Raw genomic sequence first — 17,923 nt, forward strand, 5'->3', positions numbered from 1 at the left:
CCCCTGGAGGGGCCGTTTCCATCCAAGATCTCGTCGGATTCCGGCGTTACTCGGGGGAGGTGGCTTTCTTGGCCGCTGCCTTCTTGGGGGTGGCCTTGGCCGTGGCGGTCTTCTTGGCGGCCGTCGACTTGGCGGCGGCGGTCTTCTTGGCCGCCGTCTTCTTGGCCGGGGCCGCCTTCTTCGCCGCCGCCTTCTTCTTCGGCGCCGGGCCCTTCGCCCGCTTCTCGGCGAGCATCTCGGAGGCCTCCTCCAGGGTCAACGCCTCCGGCGTCTGCCCGCGCCGCAACGACGCGTTGGTCTCCCCGTCGGTGACGTACGGCCCGAACCGGCCGTCCTTGATGACCAGCGCCTTCTCGGTCAGCGGGTCGGCGCCCATCTCCCGCAGCGGCGGCGCGGCGGCCCGGCGCTGGCGGGTCTTCGGGGCGGCCAGCAGGGCGAGCGCCTCGTCCAGCGAGACGGTGAACATCTTGTCTTCCGAGTCCAGCGAGCGGAACTCGTCACCGCGCTTGACGTACGGCCCGTAGCGGCCGTTGTTGGCGAAGACCTCGTTGCCCTCGGGGTCGGCGCCGACCAGCCGAGGCAGGCTGAGCAGCTTCAGCGCCTCGTCGAAGGTGAGCGAGTCCGGCGACTGCGAGCGCAGCAGCGAGGACTTGCGCTCCCCGCTGGCCACGTACGGGCCGAACCGGCCGGACTTGAGCACGATCGGCTCGCCGGTGGCCGGGTCGTCGCCGAGCTTGCGCTCGCCCCCGCCGCCGAGGAACAGCTCGTGCACCTTCTCCGGGGTCAGCTCGTCGGGCGCCAGCCCCTCCGGGATCGGCGCCCGGTCGCCCTGGGCGCCGCCCTCCTCGCCCTCCCCGGCGGGCGCGGGCTGCTCGCCCGGCAGGGCCCGCTGGAGGTACGGCCCGTACCGGCCGACCCGGACGACGACCTCGCGCCCGTCGTCTTCGGTGAAGAGCGGGATCGAGTTGACGCTGCGCGCGTCGATGTCGCTGAGGTTCTCCGTCACCAGCTTCTTGAGGCCACCGGCGTGGGCGATCGCCTGGTCGCCGGTGCCGTTGACGCCGCCGAAGTAGAACGAGGTGAGGAAGTCGACCGCCGCGTGGTCACCACCGGCGATCTCGTCCAGCTCGTTCTCCATGCTGGCGGTGAAGTCGTAGTCGATCAGCCGCGGGTAGTGCCGCTCCATCAGCCCGATCACCGCGAACGCCAGGAACGACGGGATCATCGCCTGGCCACGCTTGGAGACGTAGCCGCGGTCCTGGATCGTCTGCATGATCGACGCGTACGTCGACGGGCGGCCGATGCCCAGCTCCTCAAGAGCCTTGACCAGCGACGCCTCGGTGTAGCGAGCGGGCGGCTGGGTGTGGTGGCCCTGCGCGGCCAGCTCCTCGGCGGTCAGCGGCTGGTCCTTGACCAGGGTGGGCAGCCGCCGCTCGGCGTCCTCGGCCTCGGCGTTCTCGTCGTCGCTCGACTCGACGTACGCGCGCAGGAAGCCCGGGTCGGTGATGGTCTTGCCGGTCGCGCCGAAGTCGGCCTCCTCCTGCGCGGAGGAGAGCGCGCGGATACGCACCGAGACACTGGAGCCGACCGCGTCGGTCATCTGCGAGGCGATGGTGCGCCGCCAGATCAGCTCGTAGAGCTTGAACTCCTCGGCCGACAGCTCCTTGGCCACGTCGCCCGGGGTGCGGAAGTTGTCCCCCGCCGGGCGGATCGCCTCGTGTGCCTCCTGCGCGTTCTTCACCTTGCCGGTGTAGCGGCGCGGCTCCGGCGGCACGCTGCGTTCGCCGTACAGCTCGACGATCTGCCGGCGGGCCGCCGCGATGGCGGTCTCCGACAGGTTCACCGAGTCGGTACGCATATAGGTGATGTAGCCGTTCTCGTACAGCCGCTGCGCGGTGCGCATTGTCTGCTGCGACGAGAACCGCAGCTTGCGGGCCGCCTCCTGCTGGAGCGTGGACGTGATGAACGGCGCGTACGGGCGGCGGCGGTAGGGCTTCTCCTCGACCCGGGTGACCGTGAACGGCCGCCCCTCCAGGCGCGCGGCGAGCCCGCGGGCGCCACTCTCGTCGAGGTGCACCACGCCCGCACCGGCCCGCACTCGGCCGGTGGTCGGCTCGAAGTCCTTGCCGGTGGCGATCCGGTCGCCGTTCAGCGCGATCAGCGTGGCGTTGAAGGCGCGCGGCCCCTCGCCGGCGTTCGTCACCGCGAGGCTGGCCAGGATGTCCCAGTATTCGGCGGTGCGGAAGGCCATCCGCTGCCGCTCCCGCTCGACCACGATCCGGGTCGCCACGGACTGCACCCGGCCCGCCGAGAGCTTCGGCATGACCTTCTTCCACAGCACCGGGGAGACCTCGTAGCCGTACAGCCGGTCGAGGATGCGCCGGGCCTCCTGCGCGTCGACCAGGTCCCGGTCGATCTCGCGCGGGTTGGCCACCGCGGCCTGGATCGCCGGCTTGGTGATCTCGTGGAAGACCATCCGCCGGACCGGCACCTTGGGCTTGAGCGTCTCCACCAGGTGCCAGGCGATCGCCTCGCCCTCGCGGTCCTCGTCCGTGGCCAGGAAGATCTCGTCGACCTCCTTGGCCAGCTTGGTCAGCTTGCTGATCTGCTGCTTACGGTCCGGCGAGACCACGTAGAGGGCGTGGAAGCCGTTGTCGACGTCCACCCCGAGCCGCGCCCACGGCTCGCCCTTGTACTTGGCCGGCACGTCGGCCGCGTTTCGGGGCAGGTCCCGGACGTGGCCGAAGCTGGCCTCCACGACGTACCCCGGGCCGAGGTAGCCCGAGATCGTCTTGGCCTTCGCCGGTGACTCGACGATGACCAGACGGGTGGTTCCAGCGTTGCTCGGCACGTCTCTCTCCGACCTCACTCTTACTTCATGCCCGTTTCGGGCCGTGTTGCACCGGCCGGACCACCGGCGGTCCGGATGTCCAACGTAACGCGCCGTCCGCGCTCCGGGTTTCGTGGGCGGCAAACGATCTGGTTCGGCGACCACCGGGCGGCTCGCGGCGGCGGCACCCGCCGGACGGCGCCACCGTACACCGTGGGTAGGGCACCAGGCGGGTCACTGTGACGATCACGCACCGACGGGCGAGGAGACACCGGTCCGTTTTCCTGGCCGAACCGCCGCCCGGAGGTGTCCAGGATCGGACAGCCGGTCGGGGTTACGCAGTCAGCCGGGGCTGCCCGGCCACTCGGCCGCCGGCGCGGCCCGTGGGCGCTCGCCCACCAGCTCGGCCAGCCGGGCCACCCGCCGCCCGGTGATCCGGTACGCGGGCCCGCCCCCGTCCGGCTCCACGAACGCCGCCGGCAGCCCCACCGCGGCCAGCGCGGCGCGTATCCGCGGCCAGCACTCCTCGTCGGCCGGGCCGAGGCGGAGCTGGACGCCGGCCGGGTCGGCGGCACCGGCGGCGGCCAGCCAGAGCCGCAGCCGGCGACCGTTGAGGTGGAAGCCGGCCGGGGGCCGCTTCGCCGTGCCACGCAGCCAGGCCGTGGCGAGCGGGGCCAGCGTGGTGGCGTACGCGGTGCGCACCAGGTGCCGCCCACCCCCGGTCGGCTCCCAGCTCGCCGCCACCCCCCGGGCAGCCAGCTCGGCCACCAGCACGTGCACCCGCCAGGCGCCGTCCACCACCACGGCGATCCGGGCCGTGCCGCCCATCCGGACCACCTCCCCCGGCCCGGCGAGCAGGCCGGCCAGGTCCGCCAGGGCCGGGTCGGCCGCCTCGGTGGAGAACAGCGAGGGCTGGCGGATCGGGTTCGGGGAAGGGGGCGTCAGCGACACTCCGGGACCTCGTCGAAGGCCTTCTTGAGCTCTGGTGAGTCGAGGTTGCTGGTGTCCAGCGCGCTCGCGCTGTAATCCTTGTTGAGGGTGTCCACCGCGGCCCGCACGCCGTCGTAGAAGCGGCCGGCCTGGGCGGTGTCCAGCCCGTCGATGGTGTCCCGGGCCCGGCCGTACGCGTCCCGCATCTTGCCGAGCGACGCTCGGAAGCCGGCGGAGATCTCCTCGCCGTGGTCGGTCTCCGGCACGCCGGCCTCCTCGACCTTCTGCCGGGCGGTCTCGCTGGCCTGCTCGGCCCCGGCGAAGAGCCGGACCAGGTTCTCCTTGGCCTGCGCCGGGGTGGTCTGCGCGGTCATCTGCTGCTGAGTGCTGCTGGTCAACTTGGTGATCTCGGCGCGCCACGGGGTGAGCGCCTGGCAGACCGATGCGGCCCAGGCCCGGGGGCTGGGGCCGCCGCAGCCCGCGACGACCAGACCGAGCAGGGCCAGGACCACCGTGAACTTTCCGGCGGTTGCCGCCCGGCGCGTACGCATGCGAAGCAGCGTACGGCCTGCCGGCGGAAGTTCCAGCGGTCAGGTTTCGTCCATGGGACCCCCGGGCGGCGCGGTTCCCGGCCGGCGCAACGCCGCCCGGGAACCGTCACCGTCGCGTCGGGCTCAGGCGTTGACCGGCTCGGCCCGCTCCTCCGAGCTGCCCGCGCCGGCGTCGCCGCCGCTGTCGGAATCGCCCATGGCGACCCCCTTGCGCTTGCTGAACACCACGGCCGCCACGATGACCAGCGCGGCCACCAGGGCGATCACGATCCGCAGGGCGTTGTTCTTGTCCGCACCCACGCTCCAGGCCACCACGGCTGGCGCGATCAGCAGCGAGACCAGGTTCATCACCTTGATCAGCGGGTTGATCGCCGGACCCGCGGTGTCCTTGAACGGGTCGCCGACGGTGTCGCCGATGACGGTCGCGGCGTGCGACTCGGAGCCCTTGCCGCCGTACGCGCCGTCCTCGACAAGCTTCTTGGCGTTGTCCCAGGCGCCGCCGGAGTTGGCCAGGAAGACCGCCATCAGGGTGCCCGCCCCGATCGCGCCGGCCAGGTACGACGCCAGCGCGCCGGGGCCGAGGCCGAAACCGACCGCGATCGGCGCCATGATGGCCAGCAGGCCGGGGGTCATCAGCTCGCGCTGCGCGTCCCGGGTGCAGATGTCGACGACCTTGCCGTACTCGGGGCGCTGGGTGCGGTTCATGATCCCGGGCAGCTCGCGGAACTGCCGGCGGACCTCCATCACCACGGCGCCGGCCGAGCGGGAGACCGCGTTGATGGCCAGGCCGGAGAAGAGGAAGACCACCGCCGCGCCGACGATCAGGCCGACCAGGTTGCGCGGGTTGGCCACGTTGAGCGCGTTGAGGATCTCGGCGCCGACGTCGCCGACGCCCGCGTCCGCGTACGAGGAGCGCAGCGTGTCGGTGTACGAGCCGAACAGCGCGGTCGCCGCGAGGACCGCGGTGGCGATCGCGATGCCCTTGGTGATCGCCTTGGTGGTGTTGCCGACGGCGTCCAGCTCGGTCAGCGTCCGCGCGCCGTCCTCGTCGATGTCGCCGGACATCTCCGCGACGCCCTGGGCGTTGTCGGAGATCGGGCCGAAGGTGTCCATCGCGACGATGACGCCGACGGTGGTGAGCAGGCCCGTGCCGGCCAGTGCGACCGCGAACAGCGACAGGGTGATGGAGCTGCCGCCGAGCAGGAACGCGCCGAAGACGCCGGCGCCGATCAGCAGCGCCGAGTAGACCGCCGACTCCAGGCCGATGCTGATGCCGGCGAGGATGACGGTGGCCGGGCCGGTCTGCGAGCTCTTGCCGATGTCCTGCACCGGGCGCCGGTTGGTCTCGGTGAAGTACCCGGTGAGCGCCTGGATCGCGGCGGCCAGCACGATGCCGATGATCACCGCGCCGATGGCCACCAGCCGCGGGTTGCGGTCGACGTCGGCCAGCCCACCCTCCAGCTCGCCGAAGGTCGCCGGCAGGTACGCGAAGGCGGCGATCGCCACCAGCACCGCAGCGATCAGCGCGGAGAGGTAGAAGGCCCGGTTGATCGCGGTCAGGCCGTTGCGGTCGGAGCTGCGCAGCCGGGTGATGAAGACGCCGACGATCGCGACGAGCACCCCGATGGTGGAGATGATCAGCGGGAAGACCAGCCCGGTCTCGCCGAACGCGGCGCGGCCGAGGATCAGCGCGGCGACCAGGGTGACCGCGTACGACTCGAAGAGGTCGGCGGCCATGCCGGCGCAGTCGCCGACGTTGTCGCCCACGTTGTCGGCGATGGTGGCGGCGTTGCGCGGGTCGTCCTCCGGGATGCCCTGCTCGACCTTGCCGACCAGGTCGGCGCCGACGTCGGCGGCCTTGGTGAAGATGCCGCCGCCGACCCGCATGAACATGGCGAGCAGCGCGGCACCGAAGCCGAAGCCCTCCAGCACGGTCGGGGCGTCACCCTTGAAGATCAGGACGACCAGCGCGGCACCGAACAGGCCGAGGCCGACGGTGAGGAAGCCGACCACGCCACCGGTCCGGAAGGCGATCTTCATGGCGCCCTCGCGCCCGCCTTCGCGCTCCCGGGCGGCCGCGGCGACGCGCAGGTTGGCGCGGGTGGCCAGCCACATGCCGGCGCCGCCGATGAACGCGCTGAACCCGGCGCCCACCACGAAGAAGAGCGACCGGCCGATCTTCACCCAGGTCTCGCTGCCGTCGGTGTCGTGCACCGGCAGCAGGAACAGCAGCACGACGGCGATGACCACGAAGATCGCCAGGGTGCGGAACTGTCGCAGCAGGTACGCGGAGGCGCCCTCCTGCACGGCCCCGGAGATCTCCTGCATGTTGGTGGTGCCCTTACCGGCTGCCAGTACCGCCCTGGTCAGGGCGGCGGCAAAGACGAGCGCCACCAGCGCGATGACCGCGGCGATGACGACGTACGTCACGTTGGCTCCGGTGAAGGACAGTGCGCCGCCGTCGGCGGCCAAGGTCCCGGACATCTATGTCCTCCTGTACCGAACAACGCGTCGGTCCGTGGAGACGCACGGACCGACGCCTGGATGCGGACTCGCAAGCGCGCGCCAACCCACCCCGGCGGACCAGCGATGAACACCCATTCCCGCTGGCTGCGGGGACGGATCACTTGCTGACAACCCGCGTACTGTAGCCCTCTGGCGTGCTGAGGGTCACACCGAGGGGGCACGTGTCCTGATGATCTTCGTCGCTGTGCTATGTGAGAATTTCTGATATATGGGCGGGGCAGCACGACGAGGCCGCGCTCCCCGGGCGGGAACGCGGCCTGCGATGGGCGGGGTTCAGGTCAGCGGCCGACCGGCCACACCATTCGGACCTCGGTGCCGACGCCCTCCTCGACCGGGCGTACCTGAAGGTCCTCGACGAAGCCGGCGAGCAGGGCGAACCCGACGCCGGTGGTCAGCGCGTCCTCGCTGAGCGACTCCTTGGCCAGCTCGTCGGGGGGCAGGGCGGCGAGTCCGATGCCCGCCTCGATCGGAGCGCGGTCCACCACCCGGACCGTGTACGCCCCGCTGTCCGACATCTCCATCAGCACCGGGTCAGGCAGCCCGTACTGCCGGTGCAGGGCGACCGCTCGGGTGCACGCCTCACCGATCGCCAGGCGCACCTCGTCGAGCAGGTCCTCGCGTACGCCGGCCCGCCGGGCCACCGCGACGCCGACCAGGCGGGCGGTGCGGACGTGCACCGGCGCCGGCGAGAAGGAGAGCTTGACCGTCGCCATCACGCGCCGGCGCCGGTCGGGTCGGCGCTGATCGCCGCGTCGACCGTGGGGTGCAGCGGGAAGACCTGGTCCAGCGCGGTGATCCGGAAGATCTTGAGCAGCGGTTCCTTGTCGCAGACCAGGGCGAAGGAGCCGCCGGCCGAACGGAGCCGCTTCAGGGCGCCGACCAGCACGCCCAGGCCGGTCGAGTCGAGGAAGTCCACCCGACCCAGGTCGACCACGACCCGGCGGGCGCCACCGTCGATCAGTTCGAGGAGCCGCTCCCGTAGGCGTGGCGCGGTGTAGACGTCCACCTCACCGCCGACCTCGAGCACCGTGTGCTCCCCCACGGTGCGGGTCGCCAGCGACAGCTCCATCGGTCCCTCCTCGGTAAGCTCTCATGGGCATCTAACCATTCTCCGCCGAAACGCCCGTGGTCACCGGCCGAGGCTCCCACCCTTACCCAGCGCCCCCGCGTTTCATCTCCCCGACCGAGTCCCGAAGGTGCAGGACGTGACCCACGACAGCTTCAGCTCGGCGAGTCGACCGCCGCGCCCCGATCTGAAGCCGTCGTCCGCAGCCACCATGTCCGCGAACAGCGGCCCCGGGCGGCCGCCCGGTGAGCTGCTGCGTCGGCTGCGCGCCCGACACCGGGCCGACCCGGTCACCCATGTCGAGCGGGTGCCGGCCCGCGCTGGAGTGGCGGCGCCGTGGCCGGCGTGGGCGCCCGCGGAGCTGCGGGCGGCGTTCGCGCGGCGCGGCGTGGTCGCCCCGTGGCGGCACCAGGCCGAGGCCGCCGAGCTGGCGCACGCCGGGCAGCACGTGGTGGTGGCCACCGGCACAGCGTCCGGCAAGTCGCTGGCCTACCAGCTCCCGGCGTTGGGCACGCTGCTCGCCGACCCCCGCGCCACCGTGCTCTACCTGGCCCCGACCAAGGCCCTCGCCGCCGATCAGTTGCGCGCCGTCGCCGGCTTGGAGCTGGAGGGGGTACGCCCCGCCTGCTACGACGGGGACACCCCGCGCGCCGAACGGGAGTGGATCCGGCGGCACTCCCGGTTCGTGCTGACCAACCCGGACATGCTGCACCACGGCATCCTGCCCGGACACGCGCACTGGTCGGGCTTCCTGCGCCGGCTGGCGTACGTGGTGATCGACGAGTGCCACACCTACCGGGGCGTGTTCGGCTCGCACGTGGCGCACGTGCTGCGCCGGCTGCGGCGGCAGTGTGCGCGCTACGGACGTACCCCGATCTTCGTGCTGGCCTCGGCGACGTCGGGTGACCCGGCGACGACCGCCGGGCGGCTCACCGGCCTGCCGGTCACGGCCGTCACCGAGGACACCTCGCCCCGGGGCGGGGTGACCTTCGCGCTCTGGGAGCCGCCGCTGCTGCCCGATCCGGTCTCCGGAGAGGTCTCGGACCTCGCCCCGGTCCGCCGTTCCGCGCTGCGCGAGACCGCCGACCTGCTCGCCGACAGCGTCGTCGAGGGGGTACGCACCCTCGCCTTCGTCCGGTCCCGGCGGGGCGCCGAGGTGGTCGCCGCGAACGCCCGGCGGTCACTGGACGAGGCGGTGCCCGGGCTGGGCGACCGGGTGGCCGCCTACCGGGCCGGCTACCTGCGCGAGGAGCGGCGCGAACTGGAACGCGCGCTGCTGCACGGGGACCTGCTCGGGCTCGCCTCCACCAACGCCCTCGAACTCGGCGTCGACCTGGTCGGGCTGGACGCCGTGCTGATCTGCGGCTGGCCGGGCACCCGGGCGTCGCTCTGGCAGCAGGCCGGCCGGGCCGGCCGCTCCGGCGACGAGGCCCTCGCGGTGCTGGTGGCCCGGGACGACCCGCTCGACACCTATCTGGTGCACCACCCGGAGGCGCTGTTCGGGCGGCCCGTCGAGGCGACCGTGCTCGACCCGGCCAACCCCTACGTGCTCGCCCCGCAGCTCGCCTGCGCCGCCTCCGAGGCCCCGCTCACGCCGGCCGACCTGGAGCTCTTCGGGGAGGGGGCGAAGGAGGCGGTCGACTCATTGGTCGAGGCCGGGGCCCTGCGGCAGCGACCCACCGGCTGGTACTGGCGGCACCGGGAACGCCCCGAGGTCGACCTGCGCGGCGAGGACGGCGCACCGGTCTGCGTGGTGGAGGCGGCCACCGGGCAACTGCTCGGCACCGTCGACGGCGGGTCCTCGCACTTCCTCCTCCACTCCGGCGCGGTCTACCTGCACCAGGGCGTCTCGTACGTGGTCGACTCCCTGGACCTGGCGGACGGGTGCGCGCTGGTGCACGCCGAGGAGCCGGACTGGTCCACCCACGCCCGCGACGTCACCTCGCTGTCCGTGGCGTCGGTCCGGTCGTACGTGGACGCCGGGCCGGTCGGGCTCTTCCTCGGTGAGGTGGACGTGACCAGCCAGGTGGTGTCGTACCAGCGGCGACGGATCGCCACCGGCGAGGTGATCGACACCCGGCCGCTGGACCTGCCCGCCCGCGAGCTGCGTACCGTCGCCGTCTGGTTCACCCTCTCGCCGCAGTCGCTGGCTCTTGCCGGCGTGGAGCCCGCCGACGTCCCGGGCGCGCTGCACGCCGCCGAACACGCCGCGATCGGCCTGCTGCCGCTGATGGCGACCTGCGACCGCTGGGACATCGGCGGCCTGTCAACCGCCCTGCACCCGGACACCGAGGCGCCCACCGTCTTCGTCTACGACGGCCACCCCGGCGGGGCGGGCTTCGCCGAGCGGGCGTACGGGACGGCGGCGGCCTGGCTGCGTGCCACCCGCGACGCGATCGCCGAATGTGCCTGCGAGTCGGGCTGCCCGTCCTGCGTCCAGTCCCCGAAGTGCGGCAACGGCAACAATCCGCTCTCCAAGCCGGACGCGGTCACGGTCCTCGACGTGGTCCTCGCCAACCTTGCGGCGGCCGGCGGCTCCCACGGCGAGCGCGGTGCGGCCGTGCCCCGGCAGGACGAGCGGTCGTCGGAGCGCCCGGTCACCGAGGGCGCGACACCGGAGACCGCCTGATCTCTCCCCGGCGAGGACGGCAACCATCGACAGTGGAGGCCGACGTCGGCCGGGGGCCGCCGGGTGGCGCTGGGCGGGTGGGTGTTGGGGGCCGAACTGTGCGAGACTCCGGCGTCCATTCATCGAAGGAGACCACATGCAGCTCGACTTTCTCCAGAACCAGCACCAGTTCCACATCCGCCAGCGGATCCGGATGATGGTCAACCAGTACGAGGTCCACGCGGTGGCGCCGGACGGCTCCGAGGGCGCACTGCTGGCGTTCGCGCAGCAGAAGCGGCTCGCGTTCAAGGAGCAGGTGACCATCTACACCGACGACTCCAAGCAGCACCCGCTCCTCGGCTTCAAGGCCCGCCAGCGGCTCGACCTCGGCGCCACGTACGACGTGACCGACCAGGCCGGCAACCCGATCGGCCTGTTCCGCAAGGACTTCGCCCAGTCGCTGCTGCGCTCCACCTGGCACGTCGAGCAGGCCGGCCTGCCGCAGATCACCGGGCAGGAACGCAGCCTCCCGGTGGCGCTGCTGCGCCGGTTCGTCGAGTCGCTCTCCTGGCTGCCGTACCACTTCGACTTCGTGGCCGGCGGCCAGCCGGTGTTCTCGGTCGTCAAGAAGTGGGGCCTGCGCGACCGGTACGTCGTCGAGATTCAGCACCCGCAGATCGACCGGCGGCTGGTCATCGCCATGGCGGTCGGCCTCGACGCGCTGCAGGGCCGCTGAGGCGGCCACCTCGGTCCGGTGCGGTCCGACGAGGCGGTCACGTCGGGGCGGTCACGTCGGGGCGGTCACGCCGGCGCGCGGCCGGCGCGGTCAGCCGCGGACCGGGCCAGCCCGGGACGTCGCGGTCGCGGTGCGGACCAGCCCGGGCAGCGGCGCGACCCTGACCTCCGCGGTGACCACGACATCGAGCCCGTCAAGCCGGCAGGCCACCAGCCGAGCGCCGTTGGCCCGAGCCAGTTCGTCGGCCCGTCCGCACGCGGCGCCGTCGGCCTCGAGTGCCCGGCCGGCGCCTGCCAGAGCCCCGAAGTCCGCCGCGTTCCGGGCCTGCTGTCGCGCCGTCCGGGCCGCGCCCAACGCGGCGCCGAAGAACCCGATCAGCACGAACACCAGGCCGACCGCGAGCAGGCAGACAGTCGCCCCGCCCCGGTCCGCCGCCCGACGATCCCGGTCGCCGGGCGGCCGTCGGGATCGCCGCCGCGCGGTGCGTACCGGTGGCTCGCCGTTCCTCACGGTCGTGGTCCCGGAATACCGGGCTCGACGGCGGCCACCGCAGTGGCCGACACGGTGATCCGAGGCAGCCGGGCGCCGAGCGTGCGGACCGGTGCCCGGACGGTCGCGGTGACCCGGTCGCCGGACACGGTGACCGAGATGTCGGCGCCGGCGGGGGCGTACCGGGCTCCGACAGCCGAGCCGGGCTCACCCCGGGAGGCGGCGAGCGCCGCCTCCCGGGCCGCATCCAGACAGCCGGCCCGCGTCGTCACCGCCTCGACCGCGGTGAGCCCGGCGAGTAGCAGCAGGACGAGCGCCGGCAGGCCGGCCGCCAACTCGGCGGTGAACGAGCCCCGCTCCCCGGCGCCCCACGGCCGTCCCGGCCGGGCGGCTGGGGCCGTCGCCGCCGCAGCGCGTGGGCCGGCGGTCGGAAGGGAGTCCGTTGCCGGGCCCGGCGCCATGTCGGGTGCCTCGGCCCGATGCGGCGTTCCCGGACCGTGCCGATGGCGGCCGGCCCACCGGCGCCCGGTCACTTCAACGCCCGGTCGATGACGGCGGTGAGCGCGGACTGCACGTTGCCGGAGGTGAGCACCTTCAGCAGGATGCCCGCGAAGGCCACCGCGGCGAGGGTGCCGACGGCGTACTCGGCCGTGTTCATCCCGGCGTCACCCCTCAGGCGGGCGAGAAGTTTGCGCATGTCGTACTCCCTTTCTCGTGGGTTCACAGCACGTCGCCGAGGACGGCGACGATCACCGGCACCAAGCCGGCGAGAATGAAGGCGGGCAGGAAGCAGAGCCCGAGCGGCAGCACGATGAGGACGCCCGCGCGCCGGGCCGTGGCCTCGGCCGCGGTGGCCCGGTCGGACCGCAGCTCGTCGGCGAGGCGGGTGAGCGCGCCGGCCAGCGCGGTGCCGCTGTTGGACGAGCGGACCGCGGCGGTCACCAGGCGTTCCGCCCCCGCCACCGGGTGCAGGTGAGCCCACGCTTCCGCCGCCGTACCGCCGAGTTGCAGCGTCCGCCCCACCCGGCCGAGCCGCTCGGCGAGCGGTCCGCCGAGCGCTTCGGCGACCGCCAGAACCGACCGGTCAACCGGCGCACCCGCCCGGAGCGCGGCCGCCAGCAGGTCGGCGGCGAGTGGCAGATCGGCGCTCTCCCGGAGCCGCCGGTCGCGGACGGCCCGCGGCTCGATCCGCCGCAGCAGCCGGTCCGCAGCCAGGCTGGACAGCACCCCGGCGAGCAGACCGGCCCAGCCGCCGACCACGATCAGCACGGCCACCCCGGCCAGGCCCGCGCCCAGCCGGATCCGGTCCGGCCACCACGATGGCCTGGTCCGCTCCGCCACCGTCGGTCGGGTCAGCAGACGAAGCCGCCGCCTCGGGCGGACGACCGACCCGCCGGTCACCAACAGGACCAGCGCCGCCCCGGCGAGGCAGCCCGCGGCCAGCGCCTGCCGGGGCATCAGTCGTCCCGCCCCGGCGGCGCGCCGAGCCGTTCCGCCCAGAGCAACCCGCCGATCTGCAACGCGACGGCTGCCAGCGCGCAGCCACCGCCGATGGTCGTGTGCAGGAGCACGGCGATCGGGTCCACGCCGATGGCGTAGCCGAGGCCGATGCCGCCGAACGGCAGGACGGCGAGCAGCCACGCGGTCGCCCGCGCCCCGGCGGCCTGGGCGGCAGCCGCGGCGAGGCCGCGATCAGCGGCACGGGCATCCGCCTCGACGCGTTCCAGCAGATCGGCCAGCGGAGCCCCGGTACGGTCGGCCAGCCGCACGGCCGCCCGGGCCAGCCGGGCGATCCGGTGCGGCCCGTCGACGGCCCCGAGCGCGACCGGCAACCCGGCGCGCAGGTCGGCAGCGAGTGCGCAGAGCTGGTCCAGATCGCGCCAGCGCGCCCGCTCGGCCAGCTGACGGGCGCGCCGGCGCCGGGCCGCTCGGGCCGCGAGCACGCCGTAGGCGGCCAACCCCACCGCAGCCACGGGCCCGCCCAGGACGGCTCCCGTCCCGCCGCCCACCAGGACCACCAGCAGCAGGTCAGGTCGGGGGACTCGCACCCCCACCCGCTCCGACCGCGATCCTCGGACGGCGATGCCGGTGGTCGGAGACTCGGCCGGCTTCGACGCATCCGGCAGTCCGAGAACCCGGAACAGCGCGGCGACGGGACCGCCGTGGACCTGGTCGGCGGCCGCCGCGACGGCGGGACCGCCGGCGACCGGCCCGACCGACCCCGCGGCGGGGTCGACGGAGGGCGCGCCGAGCAGCGGAACGACATTGCGGCCGGCCGACCGGGCCACCGGGGCACCGGCCGCGACGGGGCTGAGCGATAGGGCGGCCCGGGGCCGGCGTCCGTCGACCGGTACGGACGCGACGTCCGGGTGGGTCGCATCGCGCCGCCCGGGCGGGCGGGTCGGCAGCGGCCGCTCCGCGACGGGCGGCGCGACGTGTCGTGCGGCCCGGGCCGCCGTCCGCGCCCCGTTCGCTCGACGCCCGTGGGCGCGACCGGCTGCGTGGGACGCCGACGCCGCCGAGCCCTGGACCGACGGCCCGAGGACGGCACTCTGCCGGGACCGGCCGACGCGTAGCGGCCAGGCCACCGCCGTCGCGGCGGCGACCAGCAACACGGCCACCAGCCAGCCCTGGGCGGTCACGACGGGCCCGCCGAGCCCGGCCAGGCCGCGCAGAGCAGGGGCGGTACGGTCACATCCCGCTCCCGCAGCAACGCGCCGAGCGGCCGGGCGGCGAGGCCGAGTCCGCGCCCGCGTACCCAGGCGGGGACCACGGTGACCAGACGGTCCGGTCCGTCGGGGATCAGCAGACTGACTGACTCCAACACCCGGCCCTTGGCCGTGCGCCGCATCTGCAGGAGGACCTGGAGCGCCGCGGCGACCTGCGCGTGCAGGGCGGCCCGGGGCAGCCCGCCGAGCAGCCCGAGCGCCTCCAACCGAGCCGGCACGTCCGCCGGGGCGTTGGCGTGCAGCGTCCCGGCACCACCGTCGTGGCCGGTGTTCAGCGCGGCGAGCAGGTCGACCACCTCGGCGCCCCGGCACTCGCCCACCACCAGCCGGTCCGGCCGCATCCGCAGCGCCTGCCGGACCAGGTCGCTCAGCCCGACCGCCCCGATTCCCTCTACATTGGATGTTCGCGCTTGGAGGCCGATCACGTGCGGGTGCACGGGACGGAGCTCGGCCGCGTCCTCGACGAGCACGATCCGTTCGGTCCCGGGCACCAGCCCGAGCAGCGTGTTGAGCAGGGTGGTCTTGCCGGAGCCGGTGCCTCCGGTGACCAGGTGCGCCAGCCGGGCCGCCACGACGGCGGCCAGCAGGGGGGGCCACCGGCCGAGGCACGGTGCCCTGGCGTACCAGCTCGTCGAGGGTGAACGGCCGCTGCCGGAAGGTACGCAGGGAAAGGTACGGCCCATCGGTCGCGACCGGCGGCAGCACGGCGTGCAGCCGGGTGCCGTCGGGCAGCCGGGCATCCGCGTACGGGGACGCGTCGTCGAGCCGCCGCCCGGCGGCCGCGGTGAGGCGCTGCGCCAATCGACGTACGTCGTCGACCGTGCCGAGCGGCACGGCCACCTGGTGCAGGCCGCGTCCACGGTCGACCCAGACCCGGGTGCCGTTCACCAGCACGTCGGTGACCTCCTGGTCGGCCAGCAGCGGGGCGAGCGGCCCGGCGCCCACGAGATCGTCGTGCACCCGGTCGGCGATCCGCAGCAGGGCGTTGTCCCCGAGTACGGCGCCCGGCTCGGCGCGTACGGCGGAGACGATCGCGGCGGGGGTGACCGGGCCGGCCGCCTCGGCAAAGCGCTGCCGGATGCGGACGGCCAGTTCGCCCGAGTCGGCCGGGCCGGTCACGCCGCACCCCTGGCCGGCACGTCGGTCAACCCGTCGAGGATCCGCTGGCAGAGCGCGGCGAGCGGGCCCTTGCCGTCGGCGGCGGGCGCCTCGCCCCGCTCCAGGCCCCGGCAGAGCCCCGGCTCGGGGCGCAGTGTGCCGGCGAGCGGCAACCCGAGCGCCCGGGCCACCTCGCTGGCCTTGAGCCGACCCGGGGCCGGCCCGCGCACGATCACCGCCAGGTCGGCGCAGTGCGGGGCGACGACCGCCACGACCCGAGCCGCGGCGGCGGTGGCCCGCAGCTCGGCCGGTACGACGAGCAGCGCCCGGTCCGCGGCCTGCAACGCGACGACGGCCGCGTCGTCCAGGTATCGGGGCAGGTCGAGGACCACCACGTCCCGGCCCCGGCGGGCGGCGTCGACGGTGGCGGCCATCGCCGCGGCCGGCAGGTGCTGCAGGTCGCCCCGGTCCCAGGAGAGGACCACCAGGTCGCCCCGGCTGGGCAGGGCGCGGACGAGCGACGGCGGGTCGACCCGCCCGTCGGTGTCGGTCAGGCCCGGCCAGCGCAGCCCTTCCAGCTGCTCCCAGCCGAGCACGAGGTCGAGGCCGCCGCCGAGCGGATCGGCGTCCACCAGGAGGGTACGCAGCCGCGCCCGGGCCGCGGTGACGGCGAGCCCGCCGGCCAGCACGCTCGCCCCCGCGCCGCCCCGCCCGCCGAGCACCGCCACGACGCGTGCCGTGCCGCCGGACTGGTCACCCGAGCATTCGCCGAACCGGTCGACGAGCCACGGCTCGGCGGCGGGCAGGGCCGCGACGTGCTCGGCGCCGATCAACTCGGCGATCTCCGTACCCGGATCGAGGTCTCCGGAACGGCCGACCAGCACCGTCCGGGGTCGGCGCGGCAGCCGGGCCCGCAGGCAGGCCTGGGCCTGGTCGGCGCCGACGAGCACCAGCGGGGCCGGCGCCCAGCGGGCGCGGGCGGCGGCCGGATCGGCGGCCAGCTCGACCTCGGTGCCGCCCGCCGCGGCGAGCCGGAGCAGCTCGTCGAGGAGCTCGCCGTCGGCGGTGACGAGCAGGGGAAGGCGGCGGTGCGGCGGAAGCGGGGTACGGGGCGGCATGGCGACCTCCAGCGGTCGGACTCGGACGTGCCGCCGGGAAGCCTGCCGGGGTGGACCGAGTCACGGCCCTCATCCGGCGCACCCCTGTGGACGACGAAGGGCACTGTGGATGGGCCACCGCGAGCGAGGTGATCTGCTATGGGCGTACGGGCAGCTTGCCGGTCTACGAGGGCGGCGGGAAGAACAGCGGGAAAATGAGCCTGGCGAGGCTGGGCCAGACGGTCCAGAACGGCGGGGTCGGGCCCTCGTACCCGCCGAGCACAAGCGATGACACGACGAGCACGGCGCCCGGAAACAGGACAACCGCGGCCGGCGCCCCCACGTGCAGCAGCATCGGACGGTGCCGGCCGCTCAGTGCGTGGAACGCGACTGCGCCGACCAGCGCGCCGAGGAGGGCACCGCTCAGCGTGCCGGCAGCGACCCCGGCGGGCGTGGCCCGGTAGAAGGTCACCACCGGACCCGTCCCGTCGTGGGTGTAGTCCGCCACCAGGTTCGCGCGCTCGGCACTCCAGCTGGCGCACGGGTGTCCCGTGAGGCCGCGAAACTGCCGCCAACCGTGCGCCGCCGCGCTGGCGCGTCGGTCCGGCCCGCAGTCCCAGACCGGATCGATCGGGTCGTCACGGTACGGCTCGTAGTGGAGTTCCACGTAGCCGGGGCCGTAGCTCTCGTCGCCGAGGGGGGATCCGTATTCATAGTCGCGCCGGTCCATTTCGCCGGCGGGAGTGACCCCAGGGACGATCTCCTGCGCCAGGACCAGTGCCTCGGCGTTGCTCGGCAGCGGGGCCGGGTTGCGACCGCCGATCCACGAGCCGACGGTGGCGCCGACGATCGCCAGGAGCAACGCTCCGAGCACCACAACCCCTGCTCCGACCCGCCGTCTGGGGTTGTCCGTCGCCACACCGCCTCCTCGAACCGCGCAAGGATAGCTTCCCCTCGATAGCTCAGCCGCGTCAGGACGCGCCAGCGCGGCGGGCGGTGCTCTTGCTGAGGACGAGGAGGACCTGTGGCTTGCGGTGGGGCACGCTCCCACAAAGGGGACGACCCCCGTCGGGGGGATGCGGTTTCAATCTGTCGGGTACTGCCAGCCGGTGTCGACCCGCGTCGAGGAGCAGGTGTCGGGCGTCGTCGCTTGACGTTCGGGTCCGGCCCGCATCAAGGCTCGCGCTGCCTTCTTGCTGCCTCGCACCTGGCGCCTCGCTTACAAGCTCTGTGCACAGCGTCCGCACACGTCCGGGAACGGCC

General features: G+C 74.0%; 15 protein-coding genes and 1 pseudogene. 2 read left to right on the plus strand and 14 right to left on the minus strand.

The features are described 5' to 3' along the window. Nucleotides 1-46: 46 nt before the first annotated feature. The 6 genes from topA to ACNAVT_RS03720 all read right to left on the minus strand — a co-directional run bounded on the left by topA (nt 47) and on the right by ACNAVT_RS03720 (nt 7,906). Nucleotides 47-2,851: a type I DNA topoisomerase gene (gene topA, locus ACNAVT_RS03695; RefSeq protein WP_416292751.1), complete on the minus strand. Its 2,805-nt coding sequence runs from the start codon at nt 2,849-2,851 to the stop codon at nt 47-49. A gap of 321 nt (nt 2,852-3,172) precedes the next feature. Next, the gene (locus ACNAVT_RS03700) at nt 3,173-3,781 is read right to left on the minus strand and encodes a hypothetical protein (RefSeq protein ID WP_416292753.1); all 609 of its coding nucleotides are present in this window, start codon (nt 3,779-3,781) and stop codon (nt 3,173-3,175) included. After that, nucleotides 3,772-4,311: a hypothetical protein gene (locus ACNAVT_RS03705; RefSeq protein WP_416292755.1), complete on the minus strand. Its 540-nt coding sequence runs from the start codon at nt 4,309-4,311 to the stop codon at nt 3,772-3,774. Before ACNAVT_RS03705 ends, ACNAVT_RS03700 begins: the two co-directional genes overlap by 10 nt. 123 nt (nt 4,312-4,434) lie before the next feature. After that, nucleotides 4,435-6,795 carry a sodium-translocating pyrophosphatase gene (locus ACNAVT_RS03710; RefSeq protein ID WP_416292757.1) on the minus strand — a complete coding sequence of 787 codons (2,361 nt, stop codon included), beginning with the start codon at nt 6,793-6,795 and terminating at the stop codon, nt 4,435-4,437. A gap of 320 nt (nt 6,796-7,115) precedes the next feature. Beyond that, the gene (locus ACNAVT_RS03715; RefSeq protein WP_416292759.1) at nt 7,116-7,550 is read right to left on the minus strand and encodes an ATP-binding protein; all 435 of its coding nucleotides are present in this window, start codon (nt 7,548-7,550) and stop codon (nt 7,116-7,118) included. Beyond that, nucleotides 7,550-7,906, minus strand: coding sequence for an STAS domain-containing protein (locus tag ACNAVT_RS03720; RefSeq protein ID WP_089011584.1), 357 nt, complete (start codon nt 7,904-7,906; stop codon nt 7,550-7,552). Before ACNAVT_RS03720 ends, ACNAVT_RS03715 begins: the two co-directional genes overlap by 1 nt. Before the next feature lie 208 nt (nt 7,907-8,114). Between ACNAVT_RS03720 and ACNAVT_RS03725 the strand changes: the two genes are divergently transcribed. After that, nucleotides 8,115-10,532, plus strand: a complete 2,418-nt coding sequence (locus ACNAVT_RS03725; RefSeq protein ID WP_416292869.1) for a DEAD/DEAH box helicase — start codon at nt 8,115-8,117, stop codon at nt 10,530-10,532. A 136-nt stretch (nt 10,533-10,668) separates the two neighbouring features. Then, nucleotides 10,669-11,247, plus strand: coding sequence for a hypothetical protein (locus ACNAVT_RS03730; protein ID WP_416292761.1), 579 nt, complete (start codon nt 10,669-10,671; stop codon nt 11,245-11,247). A 90-nt stretch (nt 11,248-11,337) separates the two neighbouring features. Here ACNAVT_RS03730 and ACNAVT_RS03735 read toward each other — a convergent pair whose 3' ends face one another. The 8 genes and pseudogenes from ACNAVT_RS03735 to ACNAVT_RS03770 form a co-directional block, all read right to left on the minus strand. Then, nucleotides 11,338-11,757 (minus strand): Rv3654c family TadE-like protein, encoded by a 420-nt coding sequence (locus ACNAVT_RS03735; RefSeq protein WP_416292763.1) that lies wholly within the window; start codon nt 11,755-11,757, stop codon nt 11,338-11,340. Beyond that, nucleotides 11,754-12,197, minus strand: a complete 444-nt coding sequence (locus ACNAVT_RS03740) for a TadE family type IV pilus minor pilin (protein WP_416292765.1) — start codon at nt 12,195-12,197, stop codon at nt 11,754-11,756. Before ACNAVT_RS03740 ends, ACNAVT_RS03735 begins: the two co-directional genes overlap by 4 nt. A 68-nt stretch (nt 12,198-12,265) precedes the next feature. Next, nucleotides 12,266-12,433, minus strand: coding sequence for a DUF4244 domain-containing protein (locus tag ACNAVT_RS03745; protein ID WP_076470820.1), 168 nt, complete (start codon nt 12,431-12,433; stop codon nt 12,266-12,268). A 23-nt stretch (nt 12,434-12,456) separates the two neighbouring features. Further along, nucleotides 12,457-13,194 carry a type II secretion system F family protein gene (locus ACNAVT_RS03750; protein WP_416292768.1) on the minus strand — a complete coding sequence of 246 codons (738 nt, stop codon included), beginning with the start codon at nt 13,192-13,194 and terminating at the stop codon, nt 12,457-12,459. Continuing rightward, a complete protein-coding gene (locus ACNAVT_RS03755; RefSeq protein WP_416292769.1) occupies nt 13,194-14,378 on the minus strand; it encodes a type II secretion system F family protein in 1,185 nt (394 codons plus the stop codon). The genes ACNAVT_RS03750 and ACNAVT_RS03755 overlap by 1 nt, the downstream gene beginning before the upstream one ends. Continuing rightward, a pseudogene (locus ACNAVT_RS03760) lies at nt 14,375-15,584 on the minus strand (TadA family conjugal transfer-associated ATPase). Before ACNAVT_RS03760 ends, ACNAVT_RS03755 begins: the two are co-directional and overlap by 4 nt. Next, nucleotides 15,581-16,681: a septum site-determining protein Ssd gene (gene ssd / locus ACNAVT_RS03765; RefSeq protein WP_416292771.1), complete on the minus strand. Its 1,101-nt coding sequence runs from the start codon at nt 16,679-16,681 to the stop codon at nt 15,581-15,583. The pseudogene ACNAVT_RS03760 and the gene ssd overlap by 4 nt, the downstream one beginning before the upstream one ends. Nucleotides 16,682-16,844: 163 nt before the next feature. Further along, the gene (locus ACNAVT_RS03770; protein WP_416292773.1) at nt 16,845-17,534 is read right to left on the minus strand and encodes a hypothetical protein; all 690 of its coding nucleotides are present in this window, start codon (nt 17,532-17,534) and stop codon (nt 16,845-16,847) included. Between the last annotated feature and the right edge of the window lie 389 nt (nt 17,535-17,923).

This window comes from Micromonospora sp. SL4-19, assembly GCF_047921475.1.
Taxonomy (GTDB): Bacteria; Actinomycetota; Actinomycetes; order Mycobacteriales; family Micromonosporaceae; genus Micromonospora.

Bases quoted from the DNA above. Each gene is read 5' to 3' on its own strand.
- ACNAVT_RS03720 (WP_089011584.1), bottom strand. From the start codon at position 7,906: ATGGAGCTGTCGCTGGCGACCCGCACCGTGGGGGAGCACACGGTGCTC.
- ssd (WP_416292771.1), bottom strand. From the start codon at position 16,681: ATGCCGCCCCGTACCCCGCTTCCGCCGCACCGCCGCCTTCCCCTGCTC.
- ACNAVT_RS03715 (WP_416292759.1), bottom strand. From the start codon at position 7,550: ATGGCGACGGTCAAGCTCTCCTTCTCGCCGGCGCCGGTGCACGTCCGC.
- ACNAVT_RS03745 (WP_076470820.1), bottom strand. From the start codon at position 12,433: ATGCGCAAACTTCTCGCCCGCCTGAGGGGTGACGCCGGGATGAACACG.
- ACNAVT_RS03710 (WP_416292757.1), bottom strand. From the start codon at position 6,795: ATGTCCGGGACCTTGGCCGCCGACGGCGGCGCACTGTCCTTCACCGGA.
- ACNAVT_RS03725 (WP_416292869.1), top strand. From the start codon at position 8,115: ATGTCCGCGAACAGCGGCCCCGGGCGGCCGCCCGGTGAGCTGCTGCGT.
- ACNAVT_RS03730 (WP_416292761.1), top strand. From the start codon at position 10,669: ATGCAGCTCGACTTTCTCCAGAACCAGCACCAGTTCCACATCCGCCAG.
- ACNAVT_RS03705 (WP_416292755.1), bottom strand. From the start codon at position 4,311: ATGCGTACGCGCCGGGCGGCAACCGCCGGAAAGTTCACGGTGGTCCTG.
- ACNAVT_RS03740 (WP_416292765.1), bottom strand. From the start codon at position 12,197: ATGGCGCCGGGCCCGGCAACGGACTCCCTTCCGACCGCCGGCCCACGC.
- ACNAVT_RS03750 (WP_416292768.1), bottom strand. From the start codon at position 13,194: ATGCCCCGGCAGGCGCTGGCCGCGGGCTGCCTCGCCGGGGCGGCGCTG.